This window comes from Mycobacterium sp. NGS19, from assembly GCF_059813155.1.
On record NZ_JCALEB010000001.1, the window covers coordinates 775,282 to 795,760 of the forward strand.

24 protein-coding genes and 1 tRNA gene are annotated in these 20,479 nt (G+C 66.7%); 12 read left to right on the forward strand and 13 right to left on the reverse strand.

What is annotated here, in order from left to right:
- Positions 1–681 (reverse strand): endonuclease III, encoded by a 681-nt coding sequence (gene nth, locus AC5Y4N_RS04000; protein WP_499907505.1) that lies wholly within the window; start codon positions 679–681, stop codon positions 1–3.
- A 192-nt stretch (positions 682–873) separates the two neighbouring features.
- On the opposite strand from nth, the gene AC5Y4N_RS04005 reads away from it, so the two are divergent.
- Both AC5Y4N_RS04005 and crp read left to right on the forward strand, forming a co-directional pair.
- Complete coding sequence (locus tag AC5Y4N_RS04005; RefSeq protein ID WP_499907507.1) at positions 874–1,137, forward strand: hypothetical protein; 264 nt, start codon at positions 874–876, stop codon at positions 1,135–1,137.
- Positions 1,138–1,215: 78 nt separating this feature from the next.
- A complete protein-coding gene (crp, locus tag AC5Y4N_RS04010; RefSeq protein WP_059101725.1) occupies positions 1,216–1,890 on the forward strand; it encodes a cAMP-activated global transcriptional regulator CRP in 675 nt (224 codons plus the stop codon).
- Between the two features lie 48 nt (positions 1,891–1,938).
- Here the strand turns inward: crp and AC5Y4N_RS04015 are convergent, their stop codons facing one another.
- The 3 genes from AC5Y4N_RS04015 to sp36 all read right to left on the reverse strand — a co-directional run bounded on the left by AC5Y4N_RS04015 (position 1,939) and on the right by sp36 (position 3,403).
- Positions 1,939–2,715: an MBL fold metallo-hydrolase gene (locus AC5Y4N_RS04015; protein WP_499907328.1), complete on the reverse strand. Its 777-nt coding sequence runs from the start codon at positions 2,713–2,715 to the stop codon at positions 1,939–1,941.
- A gap of 74 nt (positions 2,716–2,789) precedes the next feature.
- Entirely contained in the window at positions 2,790–3,245 is a 456-nt protein-coding gene (locus tag AC5Y4N_RS04020) for a RidA family protein (RefSeq protein ID WP_499907330.1), read from the reverse strand.
- Positions 3,242–3,403 carry a Sp36 family protein gene (gene sp36 / locus AC5Y4N_RS04025; RefSeq protein ID WP_499907332.1) on the reverse strand — a complete coding sequence of 54 codons (162 nt, stop codon included), beginning with the start codon at positions 3,401–3,403 and terminating at the stop codon, positions 3,242–3,244. Before sp36 ends, AC5Y4N_RS04020 begins: the two co-directional genes overlap by 4 nt.
- Before the next feature lie 49 nt (positions 3,404–3,452).
- On the opposite strand from sp36, the gene bagA reads away from it, so the two are divergent.
- Together bagA and bagB are read left to right on the forward strand one after the other, a co-directional pair.
- Complete coding sequence (bagA, locus tag AC5Y4N_RS04030; RefSeq protein ID WP_499907335.1) at positions 3,453–4,472, forward strand: ATPase BagA; 1,020 nt, start codon at positions 3,453–3,455, stop codon at positions 4,470–4,472.
- A gap of 28 nt (positions 4,473–4,500) precedes the next feature.
- Positions 4,501–5,628 carry an ATPase BagB gene (gene bagB, locus AC5Y4N_RS04035; RefSeq protein WP_499907337.1) on the forward strand — a complete coding sequence of 376 codons (1,128 nt, stop codon included), beginning with the start codon at positions 4,501–4,503 and terminating at the stop codon, positions 5,626–5,628.
- Between the two features lie 2 nt (positions 5,629–5,630).
- Here bagB and AC5Y4N_RS04040 read toward each other — a convergent pair whose 3' ends face one another.
- Positions 5,631–5,939 (reverse strand): WhiB family transcriptional regulator, encoded by a 309-nt coding sequence (locus AC5Y4N_RS04040; protein ID WP_499907339.1) that lies wholly within the window; start codon positions 5,937–5,939, stop codon positions 5,631–5,633.
- Between the two features lie 388 nt (positions 5,940–6,327).
- Between AC5Y4N_RS04040 and ponA2 the strand changes: the two genes are divergently transcribed.
- The 4 genes from ponA2 to AC5Y4N_RS04060 all read left to right on the forward strand — a co-directional run bounded on the left by ponA2 (position 6,328) and on the right by AC5Y4N_RS04060 (position 11,237).
- Entirely contained in the window at positions 6,328–8,766 is a 2,439-nt protein-coding gene (gene ponA2 / locus AC5Y4N_RS04045; protein ID WP_499907341.1) for a transglycosylase/D,D-transpeptidase PonA2, read from the forward strand.
- 77 nt (positions 8,767–8,843) lie between these two features.
- Positions 8,844–9,800 carry a metallophosphoesterase gene (locus AC5Y4N_RS04050; RefSeq protein WP_499907343.1) on the forward strand — a complete coding sequence of 319 codons (957 nt, stop codon included), beginning with the start codon at positions 8,844–8,846 and terminating at the stop codon, positions 9,798–9,800.
- Positions 9,797–10,894, forward strand: a complete 1,098-nt coding sequence (gene cds1 / locus AC5Y4N_RS04055; protein ID WP_499907345.1) for an L-cysteine desulfhydrase Cds1 — start codon at positions 9,797–9,799, stop codon at positions 10,892–10,894. The genes AC5Y4N_RS04050 and cds1 overlap by 4 nt, the downstream gene beginning before the upstream one ends.
- Before the next feature lie 269 nt (positions 10,895–11,163).
- Positions 11,164–11,237: transfer RNA gene (locus AC5Y4N_RS04060), tRNA-Pro, on the forward strand.
- Between the two features lie 11 nt (positions 11,238–11,248).
- Here AC5Y4N_RS04060 and AC5Y4N_RS04065 read toward each other — a convergent pair.
- Positions 11,249–12,226 carry a trypsin-like serine peptidase gene (locus tag AC5Y4N_RS04065; protein WP_499907347.1) on the reverse strand — a complete coding sequence of 326 codons (978 nt, stop codon included), beginning with the start codon at positions 12,224–12,226 and terminating at the stop codon, positions 11,249–11,251.
- Between the two features lie 251 nt (positions 12,227–12,477).
- Between AC5Y4N_RS04065 and AC5Y4N_RS04070 the strand changes: the two genes are divergently transcribed.
- Entirely contained in the window at positions 12,478–13,074 is a 597-nt protein-coding gene (locus AC5Y4N_RS04070; RefSeq protein ID WP_499907349.1) for a DUF305 domain-containing protein, read from the forward strand.
- Between the two features lie 140 nt (positions 13,075–13,214).
- Positions 13,215–14,219, forward strand: coding sequence for an iron-containing redox enzyme family protein (locus AC5Y4N_RS04075; RefSeq protein ID WP_499907351.1), 1,005 nt, complete (start codon positions 13,215–13,217; stop codon positions 14,217–14,219).
- Here AC5Y4N_RS04075 and AC5Y4N_RS04080 read toward each other — a convergent pair.
- Together AC5Y4N_RS04080 and AC5Y4N_RS04085 are read right to left on the reverse strand one after the other, a co-directional pair.
- The gene (locus AC5Y4N_RS04080) at positions 14,199–14,417 is read right to left on the reverse strand and encodes a CDGSH iron-sulfur domain-containing protein (RefSeq protein WP_499907353.1); all 219 of its coding nucleotides are present in this window, start codon (positions 14,415–14,417) and stop codon (positions 14,199–14,201) included. The two genes, AC5Y4N_RS04075 and AC5Y4N_RS04080, sit on opposite strands and share 21 nt — an antisense overlap.
- On the reverse strand, positions 14,414–15,109 hold the full coding sequence (locus AC5Y4N_RS04085; protein ID WP_499907355.1) for a HemK2/MTQ2 family protein methyltransferase: 696 nt from the start codon (positions 15,107–15,109) through the stop codon (positions 14,414–14,416). The genes AC5Y4N_RS04080 and AC5Y4N_RS04085 overlap by 4 nt, the downstream gene beginning before the upstream one ends.
- A 153-nt stretch (positions 15,110–15,262) precedes the next feature.
- On the opposite strand from AC5Y4N_RS04085, the gene AC5Y4N_RS04090 reads away from it, so the two are divergent.
- The gene (locus AC5Y4N_RS04090) at positions 15,263–15,943 is read left to right on the forward strand and encodes a phosphodiesterase (RefSeq protein WP_499940452.1); all 681 of its coding nucleotides are present in this window, start codon (positions 15,263–15,265) and stop codon (positions 15,941–15,943) included.
- 3 nt (positions 15,944–15,946) lie between these two features.
- Here the strand turns inward: AC5Y4N_RS04090 and AC5Y4N_RS04095 are convergent, their stop codons facing one another.
- The 5 genes from AC5Y4N_RS04095 to AC5Y4N_RS04115 all read right to left on the reverse strand — a co-directional run bounded on the left by AC5Y4N_RS04095 (position 15,947) and on the right by AC5Y4N_RS04115 (position 19,242).
- Complete coding sequence (locus tag AC5Y4N_RS04095; protein WP_499907359.1) at positions 15,947–16,078, reverse strand: hypothetical protein; 132 nt, start codon at positions 16,076–16,078, stop codon at positions 15,947–15,949.
- A 70-nt stretch (positions 16,079–16,148) separates the two neighbouring features.
- Positions 16,149–16,733, reverse strand: coding sequence for a hemerythrin domain-containing protein (locus AC5Y4N_RS04100; protein WP_499907361.1), 585 nt, complete (start codon positions 16,731–16,733; stop codon positions 16,149–16,151).
- Positions 16,734–16,738: 5 nt separating this feature from the next.
- Positions 16,739–17,632, reverse strand: a complete 894-nt coding sequence (locus tag AC5Y4N_RS04105; protein WP_499907364.1) for a manganese catalase family protein — start codon at positions 17,630–17,632, stop codon at positions 16,739–16,741.
- Between the two features lie 118 nt (positions 17,633–17,750).
- The gene (locus tag AC5Y4N_RS04110) at positions 17,751–18,740 is read right to left on the reverse strand and encodes an LLM class F420-dependent oxidoreductase (RefSeq protein ID WP_499907366.1); all 990 of its coding nucleotides are present in this window, start codon (positions 18,738–18,740) and stop codon (positions 17,751–17,753) included.
- Between the two features lie 37 nt (positions 18,741–18,777).
- Positions 18,778–19,242 (reverse strand): GatB/YqeY domain-containing protein, encoded by a 465-nt coding sequence (locus AC5Y4N_RS04115; protein WP_499907368.1) that lies wholly within the window; start codon positions 19,240–19,242, stop codon positions 18,778–18,780.
- Between the two features lie 72 nt (positions 19,243–19,314).
- On the opposite strand from AC5Y4N_RS04115, the gene AC5Y4N_RS04120 reads away from it, so the two are divergent.
- The gene (locus tag AC5Y4N_RS04120) at positions 19,315–20,478 is read left to right on the forward strand and encodes a DUF7847 domain-containing protein (protein WP_499907370.1); all 1,164 of its coding nucleotides are present in this window, start codon (positions 19,315–19,317) and stop codon (positions 20,476–20,478) included.
- Position 20,479: the final 1 nt, after the last annotated feature.

Sequence of the window (20,479 nt, forward strand, 5' to 3'; positions counted from 1 at the left end):
CTACAACCCAGCCAGCGCAAGAAGGTGCTCGGTTTCGGGCCCCTTCACCAACGCGGCGGCGATCGGCGGCTCGGTGGGGCCCAGCCCGAACGACGGGCAATCGTTGGCCAGCACGCACACACCGCAGGCCGGCCGCCGGGCGTGACACACCCGCCGGCCGTGGAAGATCACCCGGTGGCTCAGCAGCGTCCACTCGCTGCGCTCGATCAGCTCACCGACTGCCTTCTCGATCTTCACCGGGTCGGTCTCCTCGGTCCACCGCCACCGCCGCACCAGCCGCTGGAAGTGCGTGTCCACAGTGATGCCGGGGATGCCGAACGCGTTGCCGAGGATCACGTTGGCCGTCTTGCGGCCCACCCCGGGAAGCGTGACGAGCTCCTCCATGGTCGACGGCACCTGGCCGTCGAAACGTTCCTCGAGCGCTTGGCCGAGCTTGATCAACGCGCTGGCCTTGTTGCGGTAGAAGCCCGTGGGCCGGATCAGCTCTTCGAGTTCGGCGCGGTTGGCCTGGGCGTAGTCGCGGGCGGTGCGGTAGCGGGCGAACAGCGCGGGCGTGGTGAGGTTCACACGCTTGTCGGTGCTCTGCGCCGACAAGATCGTCGCGACGGTGAGCTCGAGCGGGTTGGTGAAGTCAAGTTCGCAGTAGACGTGGGGAAACGCTTGCGCCAGTTTGCGATTCATCCGCCGAGCCCGACGAACCAGGCCGAGCCGCGTCTCGTTGGCCCACCGCCGCTCCGATGGCGCGGCTCGCCTGCTCGCAGTCACCAGGCAAGCGTACTGACCGGTGAGATTTCGTGATCGTGCTGAGACCTTGGACGTGTTTACTTTGTGCCTGTGTCTTGGCTCTTCGTTGCTCTCATCCCTGGGTTGCTGATGTTGGCGACCTTTGGGCTGCAGCGGCTGGAAAGCCACCTGGATTGCGGAAGTGTGGGAGCCGCCGACGTCGCCGAGTTCCTAGCGCAAGCCCGGGCCGGGGACATGCGGACGCTAGCTCGCGACGGCATGCCGGAGGCACTGGATTCCTTCCAGGCCCGGCGCACCCACGGCGTCGAACATTATTCGAGTGCTCACGCCCGGCCTGTGCATGCGATGGCAAATCCGCAATTTCGACCGACTCGACGTGCGGATTCTGTGTAGCGTCGAAGTGTCGAAACCGTGCCGATCCGACGGGTCGGCGCTTGTTGACTTAACACCTGACAGCTTAAGAGGGGCAACGTGGACGAGATCCTGGCCAGGGCCGGAATCTTCCAGGGCGTCGAGCCCAGCGCCGTCGCCGCGCTCACCAAACAACTCCAGCCGGTCGACTTCCCGCGCGGGCACACTGTGTTCGCGGAAGGCGAGCCGGGCGACCGCCTGTACATCATCATCTCCGGCAAAGTGAAGATCGGCCGTCGCTCTCCCGACGGCCGTGAGAACTTGCTGACGATCATGGGTCCGTCGGACATGTTCGGGGAGCTGTCGATCTTCGACCCGGGGCCGCGTACCTCCAGTGCGACGACGATCACCGAGGTGCGAGCGGTGTCGATGGACCGCGACGCGCTGCGCGCCTGGATCGCCGACCGGCCCGAGATCGCCGAGCAGCTGCTGCGAGTGCTGGCCCGCCGACTACGCCGCACCAACAACAACCTCGCCGACCTGATCTTCACCGACGTGCCCGGGCGCGTGGCCAAACAGCTGCTGCAGCTGGCTCAGCGGTTCGGCACGCAAGAAGGCGGAGCGCTGCGGGTGACCCACGACCTGACGCAAGAGGAGATCGCGCAGCTGGTCGGCGCGTCGCGCGAGACGGTCAACAAGGCGCTGGCCGACTTCGCCCACCGCGGCTGGATCCGGCTGGAGGGCAAAAGCGTCCTGATCTCGGACTCCGAACGACTCGCCCGTCGCGCTAGGTAGCGATTTCGGGGCGTTTTCGTGCGCTGACCGCATGTTTGCGCACCGAATTCACCCGCGGAGGTAGTCGAGTTGAGCTTGGACGCTGGATTCGGCCGCGTCCCAGAGCTTTTCGTCGACGTCCGTGTAGACGTGCTCGACGATCTGGCGCGCGGTGGCATCGCCGCCGAGCTCGTCCAGCGCGTCGCGCACCTGGTTCAGCCGCTCGTCGCGGTGTGCCAAATACATGTCGGCGACGGCGGCGAGGTCGCTCAACTCCGGTCCGTGCCCGGGTAGCACGACCCGCCGGCCAAGACCGCGCAGCCGGCGCAGCGACTCCAGGTAGTCGCCGAGGCTGCCGTCTTCGCCGTCGATCACGGTGGTGCCGCGGCCCAGCACGGTGTCGGCGGTCAGCACCGCATCGTCGAGAAGAAACGACAGCGAATCCGCCGTGTGTCCCGGCGTGGCCATCACCGTGATGCGCACGCCCGCTGCGTCGATCACCTCACCATCGCTGAGCGGTCCGCCGAGACCGCGCAGAAACCCGCTGCCAACCGAACGCACCACGGCACCGGTCAGCTCGACGATGGTGTCGATGCCGCCGGTGTGGTCCTCGTGGCGGTGGCTGATCAACACCAGCGCCACCTTGGCCAGGTCGGCCACCCGGTGCAGGTGCTCGACGTCGTCAGGACCGGGGTCGACGACCACCACCTCGTCGCTACCCGGGCCGCGCAGCACCCAGGTGTTGGTGCCCTCGAGCGTCATGACACCCGGGTTGTCGCACAGCAGCACCGACGCGGTGTCGGTGACCGGCCGCAGCACGCCATACGCCGGATGCGCGTCGCTCACGCGACCTACGCCGGATCGTCGCTCACGCGACCTACGCCCGATCGTCGCTCACGCGACCCACGCCCGATCGTCGCTCACGCGACCTCCACAATCACTTCCACTTCCACCGGCGCGTTCAACGGCAACTCCGCAACGCCGACCGCCGACCGCGCATGCACCCCGGCCTCACCGAACACCTCGGCGAACAGCTCTGATGCGCCGTTGATCACTCCGGGCTGGCCGGTGAACCCCGGTGTGGATGCGACGTACCCGACGACCTTGACCACGCGAGTCACCGCGTCGATGCCCACCAGCGCGTCGACCGCTGCCAGCGCATTGAGCGCGCACTGGCGCGCCAGCGCCCTACCGTCCTCGGCGGATACCTCCCCGCCCACCTTCCCACTGCGCACCAGGTTGCCGCCGGCCAACGGCAGCTGACCCGCGGTGTAGACCAGATTTCCGGTGCGCACGGCCGGAACGTAGGCGGCCAGCGGCTGGGCGACCGTCGGCAGCTCGATGCCCAGTTCCGCCAGCCGCGCCGACGCCGTCACTTCGGCTTCTTGAGGTAGGCCACGTGCTGCTCCCCGGTGGGGCCCGGCAGCACCGTGACCAACTCCCAACCCTGCTCGCCCCAGTTGTCGAGAATCTGCTTGGTCGCATGAATCAGCAGCGGGACCGTGACGTACTCCCATTGGGTCGGTTCGCTCATGAAAGCCAACCCTAGCGGTCGCGACCAGGCCGTTGGATAGGCTGCAAAGGTGGCAATCATAGGCGAGGCGGGACCGGAGGTCGGTTGGCCCGCGCGGCTGCGCGACGCGCGCCTGCACTTCGTGACCGGCAAAGGCGGCACCGGCAAGTCGACCATCGCAGCGTCGCTGGCCCTCGCGATGGCAGCCGGTGGCCGCAAGGTGCTCCTCGTGGAAGTCGAAGGGCGCCAAGGGATTGCGCAGCTGTTCGACGTACCGCCGCTGCCCTACCAAGAAGTCAAGATCGCCACCGCGGAACGTGGCGGGCAGGTCAACGCGCTGGCCATCGACATCGAGGCGGCGTTCCTCGAATACCTCGACATGTTCTACAACCTCGGCCTCGCCGGCCGGGCCATGCGCCGGATCGGTGCGGTCGAATTCGCGACGACGATCGCGCCGGGACTTCGCGACGTGCTGCTCACCGGCAAGATCAAAGAGACCGTGGTGCGGTCCGACAAAGCGCGGCAGCCCGCTTACGACGCGGTCGTCGTCGACTCGCCGCCGACCGGCCGGATCACCCGGTTCCTCGACGTCACCAAGGCAGTCTCGGATCTGGCCAAGGGCGGTCCCGTGCACTCGCAAGCGGAAGGTGTTGTGCAACTGCTGCATTCACCGCAGACCGCGATTCACATCGTCACGCTGCTGGAGGCGTTGCCCATGCAGGAGACCGTCGAGGCGATCGACGACCTGCAGAAGATGGACCTGCCGGTGGGCAGCGTGATCGTGAACCGGACACTGCCGGTCTACCTTCAGCCGGACGATCTGGCCAAGGCGGCCGAAGGCGACATCGACGCCGACACGGTGCGGGCCGACCTCGCCAAGGTGGGGGTGAACCTGCCCGACGCGGATTTCGCGGGCCTGCTCACCGAGACCATCGAACACGCCACCCGGCTCAAGGCCCGTGCCGAAGCCGCCGAGCAACTCGACCAGATCCACATGCCGCGTCTGGAGTTGCCTCAGCTCGCCGACGGCATCGATTTGGGCAGCCTCTACGAATTGGCCGAAGAGCTTGGGCGACAGGGGGTTCGATGAGTACGAAGCGACGCGTGCGGAGCGACCGTTGAGTAACGCACCCACTTTGGACATGGCCTCGATCCTGGCCGACAGAGCCAACCGTGTGGTGGTCTGCTGCGGGGCCGGCGGTGTCGGCAAGACCACCACGGCCGCGGCGATGGCGTTGCGAGCGGCCGAATACGGCCGCACCGTCGTGGTGCTGACCATCGACCCGGCCCGCCGGCTCGCACAGGCACTGGGCATCGCGGATTTGGGCAACTCGCCGCAGCGAGTGCCGCTGGGCCCGGAGGTGCAAGGCGAGCTGCACGCCATGATGCTCGACATGCGCCGCACATTCGACGAGATGGTGGTCGAGTACTCCGGATCCGAACGCGCGCAAGCGATTCTGGACAACCAGTTCTATCAGACCGTTGCCACGTCGCTGGCCGGCACGCAGGAATACATGGCGATGGAGAAGCTGGGACAGCTTGTGTCACAAGACAAGTGGGACCTGGTGGTGGTGGACACCCCGCCATCGCGTAACGCGCTGGATTTCCTCGACGCGCCAAAACGGTTGGGCAGCTTCATGGACAGCCGGCTGTGGCGGATGCTGCTGGCGCCCGGACGCGGCATCGGCCGGCTGGTCACCGGCGCAGTCGGACTGGCCATGCGCGCCATATCGACGATCCTGGGTTCGCAGATGCTGTCCGACGCGGCGGCGTTCGTGCAGTCGCTGGATTCCACGTTCGGCGGTTTCCGGCAGAAGGCCGAGCGGACCTATGCGCTGCTGAAGCGCCGCGGCACGCAGTTCGTCGTGGTGTCGGCGGCCGAACCCGACGCACTGCGCGAGGCGTCCTTCTTCGTCGACCGGCTCTCAGCCGAAGCGATGCCGCTTGCGGGGCTGATCCTCAACCGCACCCATCCGACGTTGTCCAGCCTGCACATCGAGCGGGCGGTCGACGCCGCCGAGGAACTGGAAGCCGACGATCCCGAGTCGCTGGCCGCTGCGGTGCTGCGCATCCATGCCGACCGGGCGCAGACCGCCAAGCGCGAGGTGCGGCTGCTGTCACGGTTCACCGGCGCGAACCCGCACGTGCCGATCGTTGGGGTGCCGTCACTGCCGTTCGACGTGTCCGACCTCGACGCACTGCGCGCGATCGCGGATCAGCTGACCGCGTCGAAGGCCGCCAGCTGACGTCAGCCGGCGGTGCGGTGCTTGCGCTGGGCGGCGAAGAAGTCGGCCCAGGACACCACCTCGGGGTGCTGCTTGAGCAGCGCCCGGCGCTGACGTTCGGTCATCCCTCCCCAGACACCGAACTCGACGCGGTTGTCCAGCGCGTCGGCGCCGCACTCGGCAATGACGGGGCAATGCCGGCAAATCACCGCGGCCTTGCGCTGCGCCGCCCCGCGAACGAAGAGTTCGTCGGGGTCGGTATTACGACACCGAGCCTTGGACACCCAGGCAATGCGGGCCTCGGCCGCAGCCGCGGCTGACGAACTGTGCATCGAGTTTCCCCCTGTGGTCCTCCGCGCGACGGGCCGATTACCTGACACCAGCGTCCCCTTCGTCCTGGCCGTCGTCTCGGCGGCGCCACGGCGGTGATCTCGTCATGCGATCTACGCCACACTGCGTGGTTTGTTGTTACCTAGATCGCACTAGGAGTACAAAGTAGGTGGTCAGGTGTCGTTTGCGCAACAGTTTGGTACCGGTTTTTTTGGGACGACCGTGCCGACAACCCCCACCCGCGCGACAGATCCGTTACTGCGCGTCCCCCTCGCGCCAGCAAAAACTTGACGCGGATGCCAATTATGCTGCGCAAATACCGCAGGGCCAAGAATGGACGGGTGTCAGCCGTCGGGCGGCACCCCCGAATTCGAACAGTAATCTGTACCCATGCCGCAGCGCCCTTCGACCGGTCAGACGGTCGTCAAGTTGGCTTGGTGCTGCCTTCTCGCCGGCGTTTTGTGCGCCGCGCTGATGTTTCCGTTCGCCGGTGGCCTCGGCTTGATGTCGAACCGGGCATCCGACGTGGTGGCCAACGGTTCCGCACAGCTGGTAGAGGGCGACGTCCCTCAGGTGTCGACGATGGTCGACGCCGCGGGCAACCCGATCGCTTGGCTGTACAGCCAGCGCCGCTTCGAGGTGCCCAGCGACCAGATCGCCGACACCATGAAGCTGGCCATCGTCTCAATCGAGGACAAGCGGTTCGCCGAGCACAACGGCGTCGACTGGCAGGGCACGCTGACCGGGCTGGCGGGCTATGTCGGCGGTGACTCGGATACCCGCGGCGGCTCGACCATCGAGCAGCAGTACGTCAAGAATTACCAGCTGCTGGTGACCGCGCAGAGCGACGCTGAGCGACGCGCGGCGGTGGCGACGACGCCAGCGCGCAAGCTGCGCGAGATCCGGATGGCGCTGACGCTCGACAAGACGTTCTCCAAGCCGGAGATCCTGACCCGCTACCTGAACCTGGTGTCGTTCGGCAACGGCGCTTTCGGCGTGCAGGACGCGGCGCAGACGTACTTCGGCATCAACGCCTCGGAGTTGAACTGGCAGCAGGCTGCGCTGCTGGCCGGTTTGGTGCAGTCCACCACCTCGCTGGATCCCTACACCAACCCCGACGGCGCACTGCAGCGGCGAAACGTGGTGCTGGACACCATGATCGAAAACTATCCCGCCCAGGCCGACGCGCTGCGCGCCGCCAAAGCCGAGCCGCTGGGTATCTTGCCGCAGCCTCAGGCCCTGCCCCGCGGCTGCATCGCCGCGGGCAACAGGGCGTTCTTCTGCGACTACGTGCTCGACTATCTGGCGCGTGCCGGTATCAGCAAGGACCAGGTGGCTCGCGGCGGTTATCTGATCCGCACCACGTTGGACCCGAAGGTGCAGGACTCGGTCAAGCAGGCCATCGACGGCATCGCGAGCCCGACGCTCGACGGTGTAGCCGACGTGATGAGCGTGATCAAGCCGGGCAAAGACTCGCACCAGGTGATGGCGATGGCCAGCAACCGGACGTACGGGCTGAACACCGACGCGGGCGAAACCGTGCAGCCGCAACCGTTTTCCCTCGTCGGCGACGGCGCCGGATCGATCTTCAAGATCTTCACCACGGCCGCCGCACTCGACATGGGCATGGGCATCAACGCTCAACTCGAGGTGCCCGGCCGGTTCGAGGCCAAGGGCATGGGCTCCGGCGGCGCGCGCGGCTGCCCCAAGGACACCTGGTGCGTGCAGAACGACGGTGCATACAAGGGGTCGATGAACGTCACCGAGGCGCTCGCCACGTCACCCAACACCGCGTTCGCCCGGCTGATCCAGCTGATCGGCGTGCCGCGTGCGGTCGACATGGCCGTCAAGCTCGGCTTGCGCTCCTATGCCCAGCCCGGCACCGCGCGGGCATACGACCCGCAGAGCAACGAGAGCCTGGCCGACTTCGTCAAGCGCCAGAACCTCGGCTCGTTCACGCTGGGACCGCTGGAGCTGAATCCTCTGGAGTTGTCGAACGTGGCGGCGACGCTGGCGTCGGGCGGCATGTGGTGCCCGCCCAGCCCGGTCGCCGAGATCATCGATCGGCACGGCAAGCCGGTTCCGCTGACCACCGAGGCGTGCGAACAGGTGGTCCCTGAGGGGCTGGCGAACACGCTCGCCAACGCGATGAGTCACGACTCGCAGGGCAACGGCACCGCGGCCGGGTCGGCGGCCGCCGCCGGGTGGACCTTGCCGATGTCCGGCAAGACCGGGACCACCGAGGCGCACCGCTCGTCAGGGTTCCTCGGGTTCACCAACAACTACGCCGGTGCGGTGTACATCTTCGACGACTCGGCAGAGCCCACCGACCTCTGTTCGTCGCCGCTGCGCCGCTGCGGATCGGGAAACCTCTACGGCGGCAACGAACCTGCGCGCACCTGGTTCCAGGCGATGAAGCCGATCGCCAACGACTTCGGCGAGGTGAAGCTGCCGCCCACCGATCCCCGCTACGTCGACGGCGGCCCGGGCTCTCGGGTACCGAGCGTGTCCGGCCTGACGGTGGAGACCGCCAAACAGCGGCTGCGCGACGCCGGCTTCGGCGTCGCGGACCAGCCCGCCCCGGTCAACAGCACGGCCTCCTACGGCACGGTCGTCGGCACCACACCGAGCGGACAGACCGTTCCGGGTGCGATCGTCACGATCAACATCAGCAACGGCATTCCACCGGCCCCGCCTCCGCCGCCGCCCGGCGCACCGCCGCCGATTCCGGTGGTCGGCTCGACCGTCGTGCAGATTCCGGGCCTTCCGCCGATCACGGTGCCGGTGCTGGGGCCGCCACCTCCTCCGGCGGGTGAGCCACCGCCGTAACGCTGTGCGAGCCCGACGCAGGCGTTTCATAGAAGCGCAGGACGTGCGGGCACTGCAGCGGGCAGTACGCTGCTGGTATGGCCTTTTCGCCCTTGCAGAAGACAGCTGCCGCCGTGACGGGCGGCTCGGCGCTCGCGTGGCTGGGTTACGCCTCGGTGATCGAGCGCAACGCTTTCGTGGTCCGCGAGGTGACCATGCCGGTGCTGACGCCGGGGTCGACCCCGCTTCGGGTCCTGCACATCAGCGACATCCACATGCGTCCCGGTCAGCGCTACAAGCAGGCATGGCTGCGCGAGTTGGCGCGCTGGGAGCCGGATCTGGTAGTCAATACGGGCGACAACCTGGCCCATCCCAAAGCGGTCCCGGCGGTGGTGCAGACGCTCGGTGAGCTCCTCAGCGTGCCTGGGTTGTTCGTCTTCGGCAGCAACGACTACTTCGGGCCGCGGCTGAAGAACCCGATCAACTACGTGATCGAGCCCGGCCACCGCACCCACGGCAAGCCGCTGCCGTGGCAGGACCTGCGCGCCGCGTTCACCGAACGAGGCTGGCTCGACATGACGCACACCCGTCGCGAACTCGAGGTCGCAGGCCTCAAAATCGCCGCCGCCGGCGTCGACGACCCGCACATCGACCGCGACCGCTACGACACCATCGCTGGGCCGGCCAACCCTGTGGCCAACCTGAAGCTGGGGCTGACGCATTCGCCCGAACCGCGGGTGCTGGACCGCTTCGCGGCCGACGGCTATCAACTGGTGCTGGCCGGACACACGCACGGCGGCCAGTTGTGCCTGCCGTTCTATGGAGCGCTGGTGACCAACTGCGGCTTGGACCGGTCGCGGGCCAAGGGCACGTCGCGATGGGGCGCGAACATGCAGCTGCACGTGTCGGCGGGTATCGGCACTTCGCCGTTCCATCCGGTGCGGTTCTGCTGCCGCCCGGAGGCCACCTTGCTGACCTTGGTGGCCGCACCCACCGGCGGCCCGCAGACCACAGCGGTGTCCCAGCGCTCGGATCCGACCGCCGCCCTGCGGTGACGAGGTCGGCCGCGCGGGCCCGGCCGCGGGAGTGGGTCGACAACGCGGTCCGGCTGATCGAAGCCGACGCTCGGCGCAGCGCGGACACGCACCTGCTGCGGTATCCGCTGCCGTCGGCGTGGTCGTCGCGCGTCGACGTCGCGCTGTACCTCAAAGACGAGAGCACCCACATCACCGGCAGCCTCAAGCATCGGCTGGCGCGATCGCTGTTCCTGTACGCGCTATGCAACGGCTGGATCACCGAGCAGACCACGGTCGTGGAGGCCTCGTCCGGATCGACCGCGGTGTCGGAGGCGTATTTCGCGCAGCTGCTCGGTCTGCCGTTCATCGCGGTGATGCCGACGTCGACGAGCGCGGCGAAGATCGCGCTGATCGAAGCGCAGGGCGGCCGTTGCCATTTCGTCGAGGAATCAAGCCAGGTGTACGCCGAGGCCGAGCGGCTGGCCCGCGAGACCGGCGGCCACTATCTCGACCAGTTCACCAACGCCGAACGCGCCACCGACTGGCGCGGCAACAACAACATCGCCGAGTCGATCTTCACGCAGCTGTCGCTGGAGCAGCATCCGGTTCCGGAGTGGGTGGTCGTCGGCGCCGGGACCGGCGGCACCAGCGCGACGATCGGCCGGTACATCCGCTACCGCCGCTACGCGACCCGGCTGTGCGTGGTCGACCCGGAGAACTCGGCGTTTTTTGCCGCCTATGAGACGGGTGACAGCCACGTCACCACCGGTACGTCGTCGCGCATCGAGGGGATCGGCAGGCCGCGAGTGGAGCCGTCGTTCTTGCCCGACGTCGTGGATCGGATGATCGCCGTCGCCGACAATGCGTCGATCGCCGCCGCCCGGCACGCGAGCGATGTGCTCGGCAGGCGGGTGGGTCCGTCCACCGGCACCAATCTGTGGGGCGCGTTCTGCCTGCTGTCAGAGATGGTGGCAGACGGGCGCAGCGGATCGGTGGTGACGCTGCTGGCCGACAACGGCGATCGCTACGCGGAAACCTACTTCTGCGACGACTGGCTGGCGCAGCACGGGCTCGACCCCACCAATGCGGCGTCGGCGTTGCGGGAGTTCGAACGGACCGGCACGTTCGGCTGATCGCTTTCCGGCGGCGACTCCGCACGGTCGGCCGTCAGAAACAGCCACAGCGCCGCCAACCCGAAGAAACCGCCGTAGACAGCCGCGCCCAAGCTCGTCATGGTCGACCACTCCTTCGTCGCTGTTGGTCAGTGTGCACAACACCTCCGACAATCCGCTCCATCCCACGCCCAGGGGTGATGCAGATCTCGTCGTCGAGGGCACACGGCCGGCGCCGAGACGCGTTTGGCCAGCCGGCACACCGGTGCGATACTCTGGCCTGGCTTCTGCGGGGTGTGGCGCAGCTTGGTAGCGCGCTTCGTTCGGGACGAAGAGGCCGTGGGTTCAAATCCCGCCACCCCGACTCATCGGCTGTCATGCCGGCCAATGGGCGCGTGCCCAGTTGGTCAGGCGTTCCAACAAGTCGCCACTGGTGACCAGGTTGACCCGGTCGCCGTTCGCGGTGGCTTCCTTGGCGACGACGCCCACGACCCGCGGATCCAGCCCCGACCCCACCCGGATGAACGTCCAAAACGGTCCGCCGGAGTTTCCCTGCGTCAGGTCAGCGTGCGTGGTCACCAGCACTGCATCCTTTTCGCTATCGAATTCCTCACCGGCGCAGGAGGTTTGGAAGAATGGCCGGACACCTCCGAAGGAACCTGGGTAGCCGATGGTGGCGAAGTGCGCGACGCCATCCCAGTCGTCGTCCCATTCCTGTACGCCGAAGTAGCCGATGCGCTGCCCCAGCGGTTCGTAGAGGCGGCACACCATCTGATCGAAGTGCGGCCCGTCCGGCGAGGGGCGATGCAGATCGCTGACGAACGACGACCCGAATGGTTCGGTGTCGTCGAATCCGTGAGGTACGAACTTCATCCACCACGAGCCCTGGGCGATGCTGCGATCGGGCCGCATGTGCCGGGCGGTCAGCAGCACCCGGTCACCGACGAGTGTGCCGGAGCCTGCTTTGCCGTCGCTGTTGGTCACTCGCCCGGCACACCGCCAGGGGAAACTGGTGTCGGTCAACAGCTGGCGCTCCTCCGGCGGAAACGAGTAGAGGTCGGTGACTTTCCAGCGCCGCCCGGCCAACGTGTGTTCGGCGGTGGCCGGTGACTCGTAGTCGGCGTAGGCCGGATAGGCCACCATCGGAGTGCCCGCAGGGCGGTACCCCTCGAGGCCGCCTTCGGGCACCGTTTCGAGTTCGGTCGGGTCTATCGCTGTCTCACGCCTGCCGAGGTTTTCCCGTGCCACTTCCTCCGCCGGCTCGGGGGATAGCTGCCGGCCGGGCTTCGACCCGAGAATTTCTTGCGCCTCGTCGAAGGAGACTGGCTGATTGTGTTTCTGCGGCGCGGTCATAGGTCCCTCATCTCGGTGCTGTGTGACAGCTACGACGCATGAAAGGTAGGTCGTCGACGTCCGGAGGGCATGCGTAGTGGACTACCTGTATTGCAGGCCGTAACGGCGGCTACCGCGAATTGACGTGAATTGCAATGACATTCGCGGACCTTCTCCACTGTGCTTGACACCTGCCGACACCCCGCGGTCGTCTAGCAATACCCCCATGGGGTATACATGACGTAAGGCGGACGAGACGAGAGGATCAGGTGATGAAGCGAGAGTTGCTGGCTGTCACCGCGGCGGTGCTGGCCGCAGTGACCACCTTGACTGCATGTGGCAAGACCGGGACGGACGCCAGCGGCACCAGTAGCCCAGTGTCGACCACCACAACCGCAGCGCCGCAGTCACACAACGAAGCCGACGTGATGTTTGCGCAGCACATGATTCCGCACCACCAGCAGGCCGTCGAGATGAGCGATGTGCTGCTGGCCAAGCAAGACATCGACCCGCGGGTGGTGGCGTTGGCCAAGCAGATCAAGGCCGCGCAAGGACCCGAAATCCAGCAGATGCAGTCGTGGCTGAGCGGTTGGGGCCAACCATCGACGATGCCGATGCCCATGCCCGGTCATGAAATGAGCGGCATGGTCTCCGAACAAGACATGGCCGCACTGAAAAGCGCTCGAGGCGTCGAAGCCAGCAAGCTCTATCTCACGCACATGATCGCGCATCACCAAGGCGCAATTGTTATGGCGCAGAACGAGATCAAGACAGGACAGTATGCACCTGCGGTCGCGATGGCGCGGGCGATCGTCGACACCCAGCAGAAGGAGATCGAGCAGATGCAGGCCATTGCGGCCTCGTTGTAAAACGCAAGGTCGTGATCTACGTGTTGGGTGTGCCGGTGACGTTGCGCAGCTTGGGCTTGAGCGTGACAGATCCTCTGGGCCTTGATCGCTGCCGCCGCCGCATAGTTTGAACGACTCGCCGGTACGGGTAGAAAAGCCTCATGACCCTCGCATCGACCTCGGTCGAGCCTGCGCTGCCCACTGCGGCAGGGCCGTTGTCGGCGGCGATCATCGACATGCTGACCGGCGGCACACCTGCCTCGACCCTCCCGGTTGCCGACGCCGATCCCTACGGCATCGACCTGCAGCTGGCGCTGTACCTCTGCTACGAGCTGCACTACCGCGGGTTCGCGGACGTCGATCCGGAATGGGAGTGGAACCCAGACCTGTTGCGGCTGCGGGCTGCGCTCGAACAGAGCTTCATCGCTGCGGTGCGCGACGAGGTGGGCGAGATCGCGCCCGGCGACACCGCGGCCAGCGAGATGGACGCGTTGACGGAGGAGCCGACGGACGGCAACGGCCCGTCGTACTACCTACGCGACCACGGCACCTGGGAACAGATGCGCGAATACTTCGTGCACCGTTCGCTGTATCACCTCAAGGAGGCGGACCCGCACGCGTTCGCCATACCCCGGCTGACCGGTCAGGCCAAGGCCTCTTTCGTGGCGGTGGAGTTCGACGAGTACGGCGCCGGCCACGGGCAGCGGCTCCACCAGCAGCTGTTCGCCGATCTCATGGCGGCCGCAGGGCTGGACAACCGCTACCTCGCCTACCTCGAGCACGTGCCCGCTCAGGCGCTGGCCGTGGTGAACCTGATGTCGTATTTCGGCCTGCACCGGTCCATGCGGGGCGCGGCCATCGGCCACTTCGCGGCCACCGAGATCACGTCGTCGCCGGGGTCTCGCCGCCTGGTCGAAGCACTGGAGCGGGTGGGTGCGCCGGAGCCGTGCGCCGCGTTCTACCGCGAACACGTGGAAGCCGACGCGGTGCACGAGCAAGTGGTGCGCACCGATGTGGTGGGGAAACTCATCGCCGACGATCCGCGGCTGGAGCGCGACGTGATCTTCGGCATGCGGGCACTGGACGCGGTGGAGAACCGGCTGGCCGATCACGTGATGGCCAGCTGGACGGCGGGCCGCAGTTCGCTAAGCCGGCCGCTGAGCTGACGCCGCTGCGCGCCGGCGCTTGCGATGGCTGGTGTCGCACAGCGGATACGTCTTGCTGCGCCGGCACATACATATCGCGACCATGAACCGATCGGAATCCACGACGCTGCCGTCGGGCATCTCGATGTGCACCGGGCCTTCCACCAGCATCGGTCCTGCGGGCACTATCCGGACAAGCCGCCGCTGCGGGCAGCTCATGTCTTGTCCGCCCGGATGACCGCCAGCAGTTCCTCGCGACGTCCCGCGCGCAACCGCCCGGTGTTCTCCAGCCACTCCGCCCGTGCCGACAACACCGGACCGAACGGAATCCATTGCCACAGAACCACTTCCGCGTCCAAGCCGCTGGACCGCAGCGCCGACAATGATTCTTCGACACCCGCGAACTCCGACTGCACCAGCAGCATCGAGCCACCGTCGGCCAGCAGCTCGGGCGCTGCCGCGCACAACGGATCGAGCACCAGCCGGCCGTCATCGCCGGCGTCCCAGGCCCAGGCCGGTCCGACTACCGGCGAGATCATCTCGTCGTCGCTGTCCGGTGTCACCGGAACATACGGGGGATTCGACACGACGACGTCAAAAGGGCCGTGCCGCAACGCATCCGACAACGAGCCCTGCTTTACGTCGACCGCGACGCCGGCGGCTACCGCGTTCGCGCGCGAACACTGCACTGCGCGCGGGCAGATGTCGAACGCGGTGACCTCAGCGGCACCCAGCCGTGCCGCCGCGACCGCCAGCACACCGCTGCCCGTGCAGAAGTCCAGCACCCGCCGGCCCGGCGCCAGGGAGGCGCGCTGCAGCGCATCGACGAGCAACCGCGAATCGTGTTGGGGCGCGTACACACCGACGTCTGTGACGATCGTCTCGCACGGGTCGGGAAATGTGATCGTCACCGGATGCCCTCATCCCACGCTCGGAAATACACGGTCATGCTGGCCTTTCGACGGAGCTGTCGCGATACGCGAACGATCGAGTTACTAATGCCCTGGACAATCCATACTCAAACCCGGGTTTGCCTGTCCCGGGCTTCGGGCATCCCGCGAGGCGTGAAGGCTTCAGACATCGTTGCGTTGCCATTGCAGCTCGGTTCTGCCATCCGGCGTCGTCGGGTGTTCCATCCGGTCGGAGTGATGGCGAACGGCTCGTTGGAGCGGCTTTCGCCACCGGGGCAAGGATTGCCTGTGGACGCCGGCGACGTGGTGGGCCGGATTTCCAAGGGCATCGGGCTGCCTGGCGCGCTGCCCGATGTCATCGGCCTTGCGATCCGCATTCCCCCGCAGCCGTTCGCCGCCACGCCGTGGGACATCCTGCTGGCATCCGCGGGTTCAGGTCGTCTCACCCGGTTCGCGTTGCGTCCGGCGGCGTCGTGGACGGCGTCGATGTCGAGCCTGATGCCGTTGCGCTTCGAGGGCCGTTACTGGTGGATTCGGGCGAAGATGACCTCGCAGTTCGACGCCAGCGGGGTGTCGCTTGACGACGTCGCCGACCACATCGACCGCGGCGGCGGCATCGAGTACGAACTCGACCAGGCCGCCGGCACCGGCGACTTCGAGCCGCTGGCGCGGGTGCGGTTCCACGAAGTGATTTCGGCCGGCCCGTCGAACGAGATCGCCTTCGACCCGACCATCCACAGCGCACCCGGGGTCAAGCTGGCACCGGAATGGCTGACCGACATCCGCCAGCGCGCCTACGAGCGCAGCCGCGAAGGCCGGCCCGACGCTGGCTGACCGTCATTTGTCAGACGAGCCGTCCTCAGTGAGTTCGGGCGCGTTCTCCCGCGTCGCCATGCCGCCCTCGCGGCCATGATCGGCCGGCCCCGGCGGGGTGGTGTCCTTCTTCTCGCCGCTTCGCTCTTCGCCCATGATCCCTCCCGTCGCATACTTGCACGCTTCGGCCGCCGCCCCACACTGGGCGGCGGCCGTCGCGCGGTCCTCACGGCTTCGGCGGCTCCGGCGGATACTTCTCGGTGCGACCCGTAGCCGCGTCGACGACGCGGTCGACAACCGCAGCCGCGGTACCCATCGTCTTCTGCACCATCGAATCCGACGGCGTGTTGGGATGCGGGCGGGTTGGCGCAATCTTGTAGGCCTGCTCCAACTTGTCGCCCAGCGACTGCCGTTCCTGTTCGCTCATCGTGCTCTCGAACCGCGGCCACACCGCGGTCTGCTCGTAGTCGATGTGCTCGCGCGCCGCGGCGACGAACGCGTCCAGCGCGTCGTGGTAGTCAGCTTCACCGGGCTTGCCGTCGACCAGGCGTTGCAACAGCTTCTTGCCGTCCTCCTCCTGGCCGATCGCCTTGTCGGCGAGCTCGTCGCCGTCGTCGAGTGCCTTTCGGACAGCGGGCCAGAAGAACTGCTCTTCGATCGCCTCGTGCCGCGACTCGGCGACGATCAGGTTCTCGACCATCTCCTGTAGCCCGCTCTCCCACGCACCCACACCACGCGGCGCGTCGGCGAGCGTCTCCAGCATCCCCAGCACGCTTTCATGCTGCTGGCGCAACAGTGTCAGTGCATCCATGGCGGTCAGCTCGCCGGAGTGTGCTGCTCGTGCGTGAACGGCTTTTGCCCCTGCACCGCGGGTGTGCCCTCCGGATTCTGTTGCGGCCCTTTGTTTTCCCGCTCAGAAGTGCCCAACCACTCCGACTCCGGGTTCTTCACGTAGCGCCATTCCATGCCCTGCGGCCATGGCCCCTGCCCTTCGTTCCACGGGCCGCGAACGTCGCCGTCACCGTTTGACATGTTGAACGCGACGTTCTGGAAGCGGTCGTCACCGGGCAACTGCCCCGGGGGGAAATTCACCGGCAACTCGTTGAGCGCCGCGGTGAACTGCTGATAGTGGGTGACCTCGCGGGTCATCAGGAACGTCAGCGTGTCTTGCACACCCGGGTCGTCGGTGAACTGCTTGAGGTACTCGTAGACGATCTTGGCCCGGGACTCGGCGGCGATGTTGCTGCGCAAGTCGACGGTCGGGTCTCCGTTGGCGTTGACGAAGGTGCCCTGCCACGGCGTGCCGGCGGAGTCTTTGACGTCCGGACCGCCGCCCGTGAGCGCGAAGAACAGCGGCGTCACCGCTACGGAGTGGATGATGTCGTCACGCCCGTCGCGGCTGGCCACGGCCGGCATCCAATCGCAGCGCTCGTTGGCGATTTTCAGGTCGTCGTTGAGGCCGTCCAGAAGCATCGTGATCATCGACCCCACCATTTCCAGGTGGCTGAATTCCTCGGTCGCGATGTCCATGAAGAGGTCGTACATTTTCGGATTTTTCCGGCGCAGCACGAACGCCTGCGTGAAGTACTGCATGGCGGCCTTCAGTTCGCCGTTGGCGCCACCGAACTGCTCCAGCAGCATCGTCGCGAAGCGTGGATCCGGCTTGTCGACGCGTACCTCGAATTGAAGGTCTTTGTTGTGAACGAACATGAATCGGTCTCCTCAGAAATTCGCTGGGGCTGTAAAGGGCCGCATTCCCGAGGTGCCGATCAGCCAAACAGATTGTCGGACAATATTTTTAGATGATCAAGTGCCGCATTACTTCTGGCTATTGCGGCGCGGCTTCTCGTAACCTCGCCAGCAAAGGCTCGGCCGCTTCGGAAAGGAACCGGTCCTGCGTCTCGCCGCCGATCTGAACCAGCGCGATGTCGGTGAAGCCGGCCTCCCAGTACTCGCGCACCGCCTCGACGATCGCGTCGAGATCGGGTCCGCACGGGATGTTCTCCGCGACGTCGTCCGGCCTGACGAATTGCGTGGCAGCGGCAAAGCCCGCTGTCGTCGGCAGATCCGCATTGACGTGCCAACCGCCGGCGAACCAACGGAATTGGTCATGCGCGCGCTTGATGGCGGTGTCGCGGTCGGGGTCCCAGCTCACCGGGATCTGACCGATCACCCGCCCGCCACCCGGCAGCCCTGTCGCGCGCCGCACATCGTGCCACACCTGAACCAGCTCCTTGCCGGGCTCGACGGCGATCAGGTGGTCGCCCAGGGGCGCGAACGTGTGTACCGACTTGTCGCCGGACACCGCGATCCCGATGGACACCGGTGTCTCCGGCAGGTCCCACAAGCGCGCGGAATCGACGGTGTAGTACTCGCCTTTCCAGCTCACCAGTTCACCGCCGAACAATTCTCGGATGATCTGGACCGCTTCCTTGAGCATTTCCTGGCGACGCTCCACCTCCGGCCAGCCGCGGCCGACGACGTGCTCGTTGAGGTTTTCGCCGCTGCCCAGGCCCAAGGTGAACCGGCCGTCGGCGAGGATCTGCAACGTCGCGGCTTTCTGTGCGACGACGGCCGGGTGGTAGCGCATCGTCGGGCATGTCACGTACGTCGCCAATTCGACTCGCTCGGTGGCGTGTGCCACCGCACCGAGGACTGCCCATGCGTAGGGGGCGTGGCCCTGAGAACTCAGCCACGGGAAATAGTGGTCGCTGGCCACCTCGAAGTCGAAGCCGACCCTTTCAGCCGAAATCCCATAGCGCACAAGGTCTTTCGGGCCGCTTTGTTCAGTCATAAGCGTGTAGCCGAAGCGCGTCATACGACGACGGATACCCCGCTGCGATCGGGCGAAACGGCTACAGCCGCTCCTTGACGGCGGCAGCCAGCCGGGCGCCGTCGGCCTTTCCCGCCGCGATCGCGGTCGCCGCTTTCATCACCTGTCCCATCTGCTTGCGCGTCGGTCGCTCGCCGATCTCTTCGGCCACTTGCGCGATAGCGGTGTCGGCGACGTCGGCCAGCTCCGCTTCGGTCAGCGGCGTCGGGAGGTACTCGTCGATCACTCGGGCTTCGGCGTGCTCGTTGGCGGCAAGCTCACCGCGGCCGTTCTGGGTGTAGATCTCCGCGGCCTCTCCGCGTTTGCGCGACTCCCTGGCCAAGATCTTGAGCACCTCGTCGTCGGTCAGCTCGCGCGATTGCTTCCCGGACACCTCCTCGTTGCGGATCGCGGAAAGCAGCATCCGCAACGTCGCTGTGCGCAGGCGATCCTGCGCCTTCATCGACGCCGTGAGGTCGGCCTGAAGCCGGGATTTCAATTCCGCCATAGGCGCAGACGCTACGCCAGCGGGCCGGGGCGTTCGTTGCGGATTGTCATCGCTCTGGTCAGGATGGTCCGCATGACCAACGACGACGGAGGTTTTCGTGCGAGCACGACGCCACCGCCGCCGGGATACCGGGGATATCCGGGTTATCCGACCTACCCGCCGCCCGGGTACGGACCGCCGCCCGGGTACGGCCCGGGGTATGCCCCGCCTGGCTATCCGGCATATGGGCCGACGTTCGCGCCGTATGCCGGATATCCCCCACCGGCGTTGAAACCAGGCGTCATCCCGCTGCGGCCACTCGGACTCAGCGACATCTTCAACGCCGCCTTCGCCTACATCCGGGTCAACCCGAAAGCCACACTCGGATTGACGACGGTGGTGGTGGTGGTCACGCAGATCATCGTGTTGATCCTCACGGTGCTGGTTCCCCTGGTCTTCTACGGCCAGACCGACACGTCGCGCCTGGAGGGCGAGTCGCCGTCGGGAATCGTCGGCATGCTGCTCGCCGTGATCGCCGCCGGCGGCGCCAGCGCACTGTCGAGCATCGTGTTGAGCGGCATGCTCACCGTGGTCGTGGGCCGGGCCGTGTTCGGTGCGCACATCACCGTCGCAGAAACCTGGCAGCGGGTGCGCGGCCGGCTGCTGGCGCTGCTCGCTCTGGCCGCGCTCGAGGGGCTGGGCGCTGGAGTGCTGGTGGTCGCGGCCGTGCTGCTCGTCGTGGCGGCGGCCGCGATCAACCCCGTCATAGGAGTCCTCTTCGGGGTCGTCGTCGTGGTCGCGGGGATCGCGCTGATCGCTTACCTCTGGACCATGTTGACTTTCGCACCGGTGCTGATCGTGCTCGAGCGGCTGTCGGTGTTCGCGGCGATCAGCAGGTCCTTCTCGTTGGTGCGCAGGTCGTTTTGGCGAGTGCTGGGGATCCGCGTGCTGGGTGTGGTGGTGGCCGGGCTGGTCTCCACCGCGGTGGCGGTCCCGTTCACGATCGGCGGAGAAATACTCGCGTTCACTGCCGACTCGGTGGGCGTGGCGCTGATCGCGGCGGTGCTCTCCGCGGTCGGCAGCGCGGTAGGCCAGATCATCACCGCGCCGTTCACGGCGGGGATCGTGGTGCTGCTCTACACCGATCGGCGAATTCGCGCAGAGGCATTCGACCTGGTGTTGCAGACCGGCGCGGCCGGCGACGTCGCCGCTTCTCCCGACGCCACCGACAACCTGTGGCTGATCCGGCACACCTGAC

What these genes read in the sequence shown, in the direction of transcription:
- AC5Y4N_RS04095 (WP_499907359.1), bottom strand. Translation starts at nt 16,078, where the DNA reads ATGGGCGAAGAGCGAAGCGGCGAGAAGAAGGACACCACCCCGCCGGGG.
- AC5Y4N_RS04105 (WP_499907364.1), bottom strand. Translation starts at nt 17,632, where the DNA reads ATGTTCGTTCACAACAAAGACCTTCAATTCGAGGTACGCGTCGACAAG.
- AC5Y4N_RS04075 (WP_499907351.1), top strand. Translation starts at nt 13,215, where the DNA reads ATGACCCTCGCATCGACCTCGGTCGAGCCTGCGCTGCCCACTGCGGCA.
- AC5Y4N_RS04005 (WP_499907507.1), top strand. Translation starts at nt 874, where the DNA reads ATGTTGGCGACCTTTGGGCTGCAGCGGCTGGAAAGCCACCTGGATTGC.
- nth (WP_499907505.1), bottom strand. Translation starts at nt 681, where the DNA reads ATGAATCGCAAACTGGCGCAAGCGTTTCCCCACGTCTACTGCGAACTT.
- AC5Y4N_RS04100 (WP_499907361.1), bottom strand. Translation starts at nt 16,733, where the DNA reads ATGGATGCACTGACACTGTTGCGCCAGCAGCATGAAAGCGTGCTGGGG.
- ponA2 (WP_499907341.1), top strand. Translation starts at nt 6,328, where the DNA reads ATGCCGCAGCGCCCTTCGACCGGTCAGACGGTCGTCAAGTTGGCTTGG.
- AC5Y4N_RS04110 (WP_499907366.1), bottom strand. Translation starts at nt 18,740, where the DNA reads ATGACGCGCTTCGGCTACACGCTTATGACTGAACAAAGCGGCCCGAAA.
- AC5Y4N_RS04065 (WP_499907347.1), bottom strand. Translation starts at nt 12,226, where the DNA reads ATGACCGCGCCGCAGAAACACAATCAGCCAGTCTCCTTCGACGAGGCG.
- AC5Y4N_RS04080 (WP_499907353.1), bottom strand. Translation starts at nt 14,417, where the DNA reads ATGAGCTGCCCGCAGCGGCGGCTTGTCCGGATAGTGCCCGCAGGACCG.
- AC5Y4N_RS04115 (WP_499907368.1), bottom strand. Translation starts at nt 19,242, where the DNA reads ATGGCGGAATTGAAATCCCGGCTTCAGGCCGACCTCACGGCGTCGATG.
- AC5Y4N_RS04120 (WP_499907370.1), top strand. Translation starts at nt 19,315, where the DNA reads ATGACCAACGACGACGGAGGTTTTCGTGCGAGCACGACGCCACCGCCG.
- AC5Y4N_RS04070 (WP_499907349.1), top strand. Translation starts at nt 12,478, where the DNA reads ATGAAGCGAGAGTTGCTGGCTGTCACCGCGGCGGTGCTGGCCGCAGTG.
- AC5Y4N_RS04040 (WP_499907339.1), bottom strand. Translation starts at nt 5,939, where the DNA reads ATGCACAGTTCGTCAGCCGCGGCTGCGGCCGAGGCCCGCATTGCCTGG.
- AC5Y4N_RS04050 (WP_499907343.1), top strand. Translation starts at nt 8,844, where the DNA reads ATGGCCTTTTCGCCCTTGCAGAAGACAGCTGCCGCCGTGACGGGCGGC.
- sp36 (WP_499907332.1), bottom strand. Translation starts at nt 3,403, where the DNA reads ATGAGCGAACCGACCCAATGGGAGTACGTCACGGTCCCGCTGCTGATT.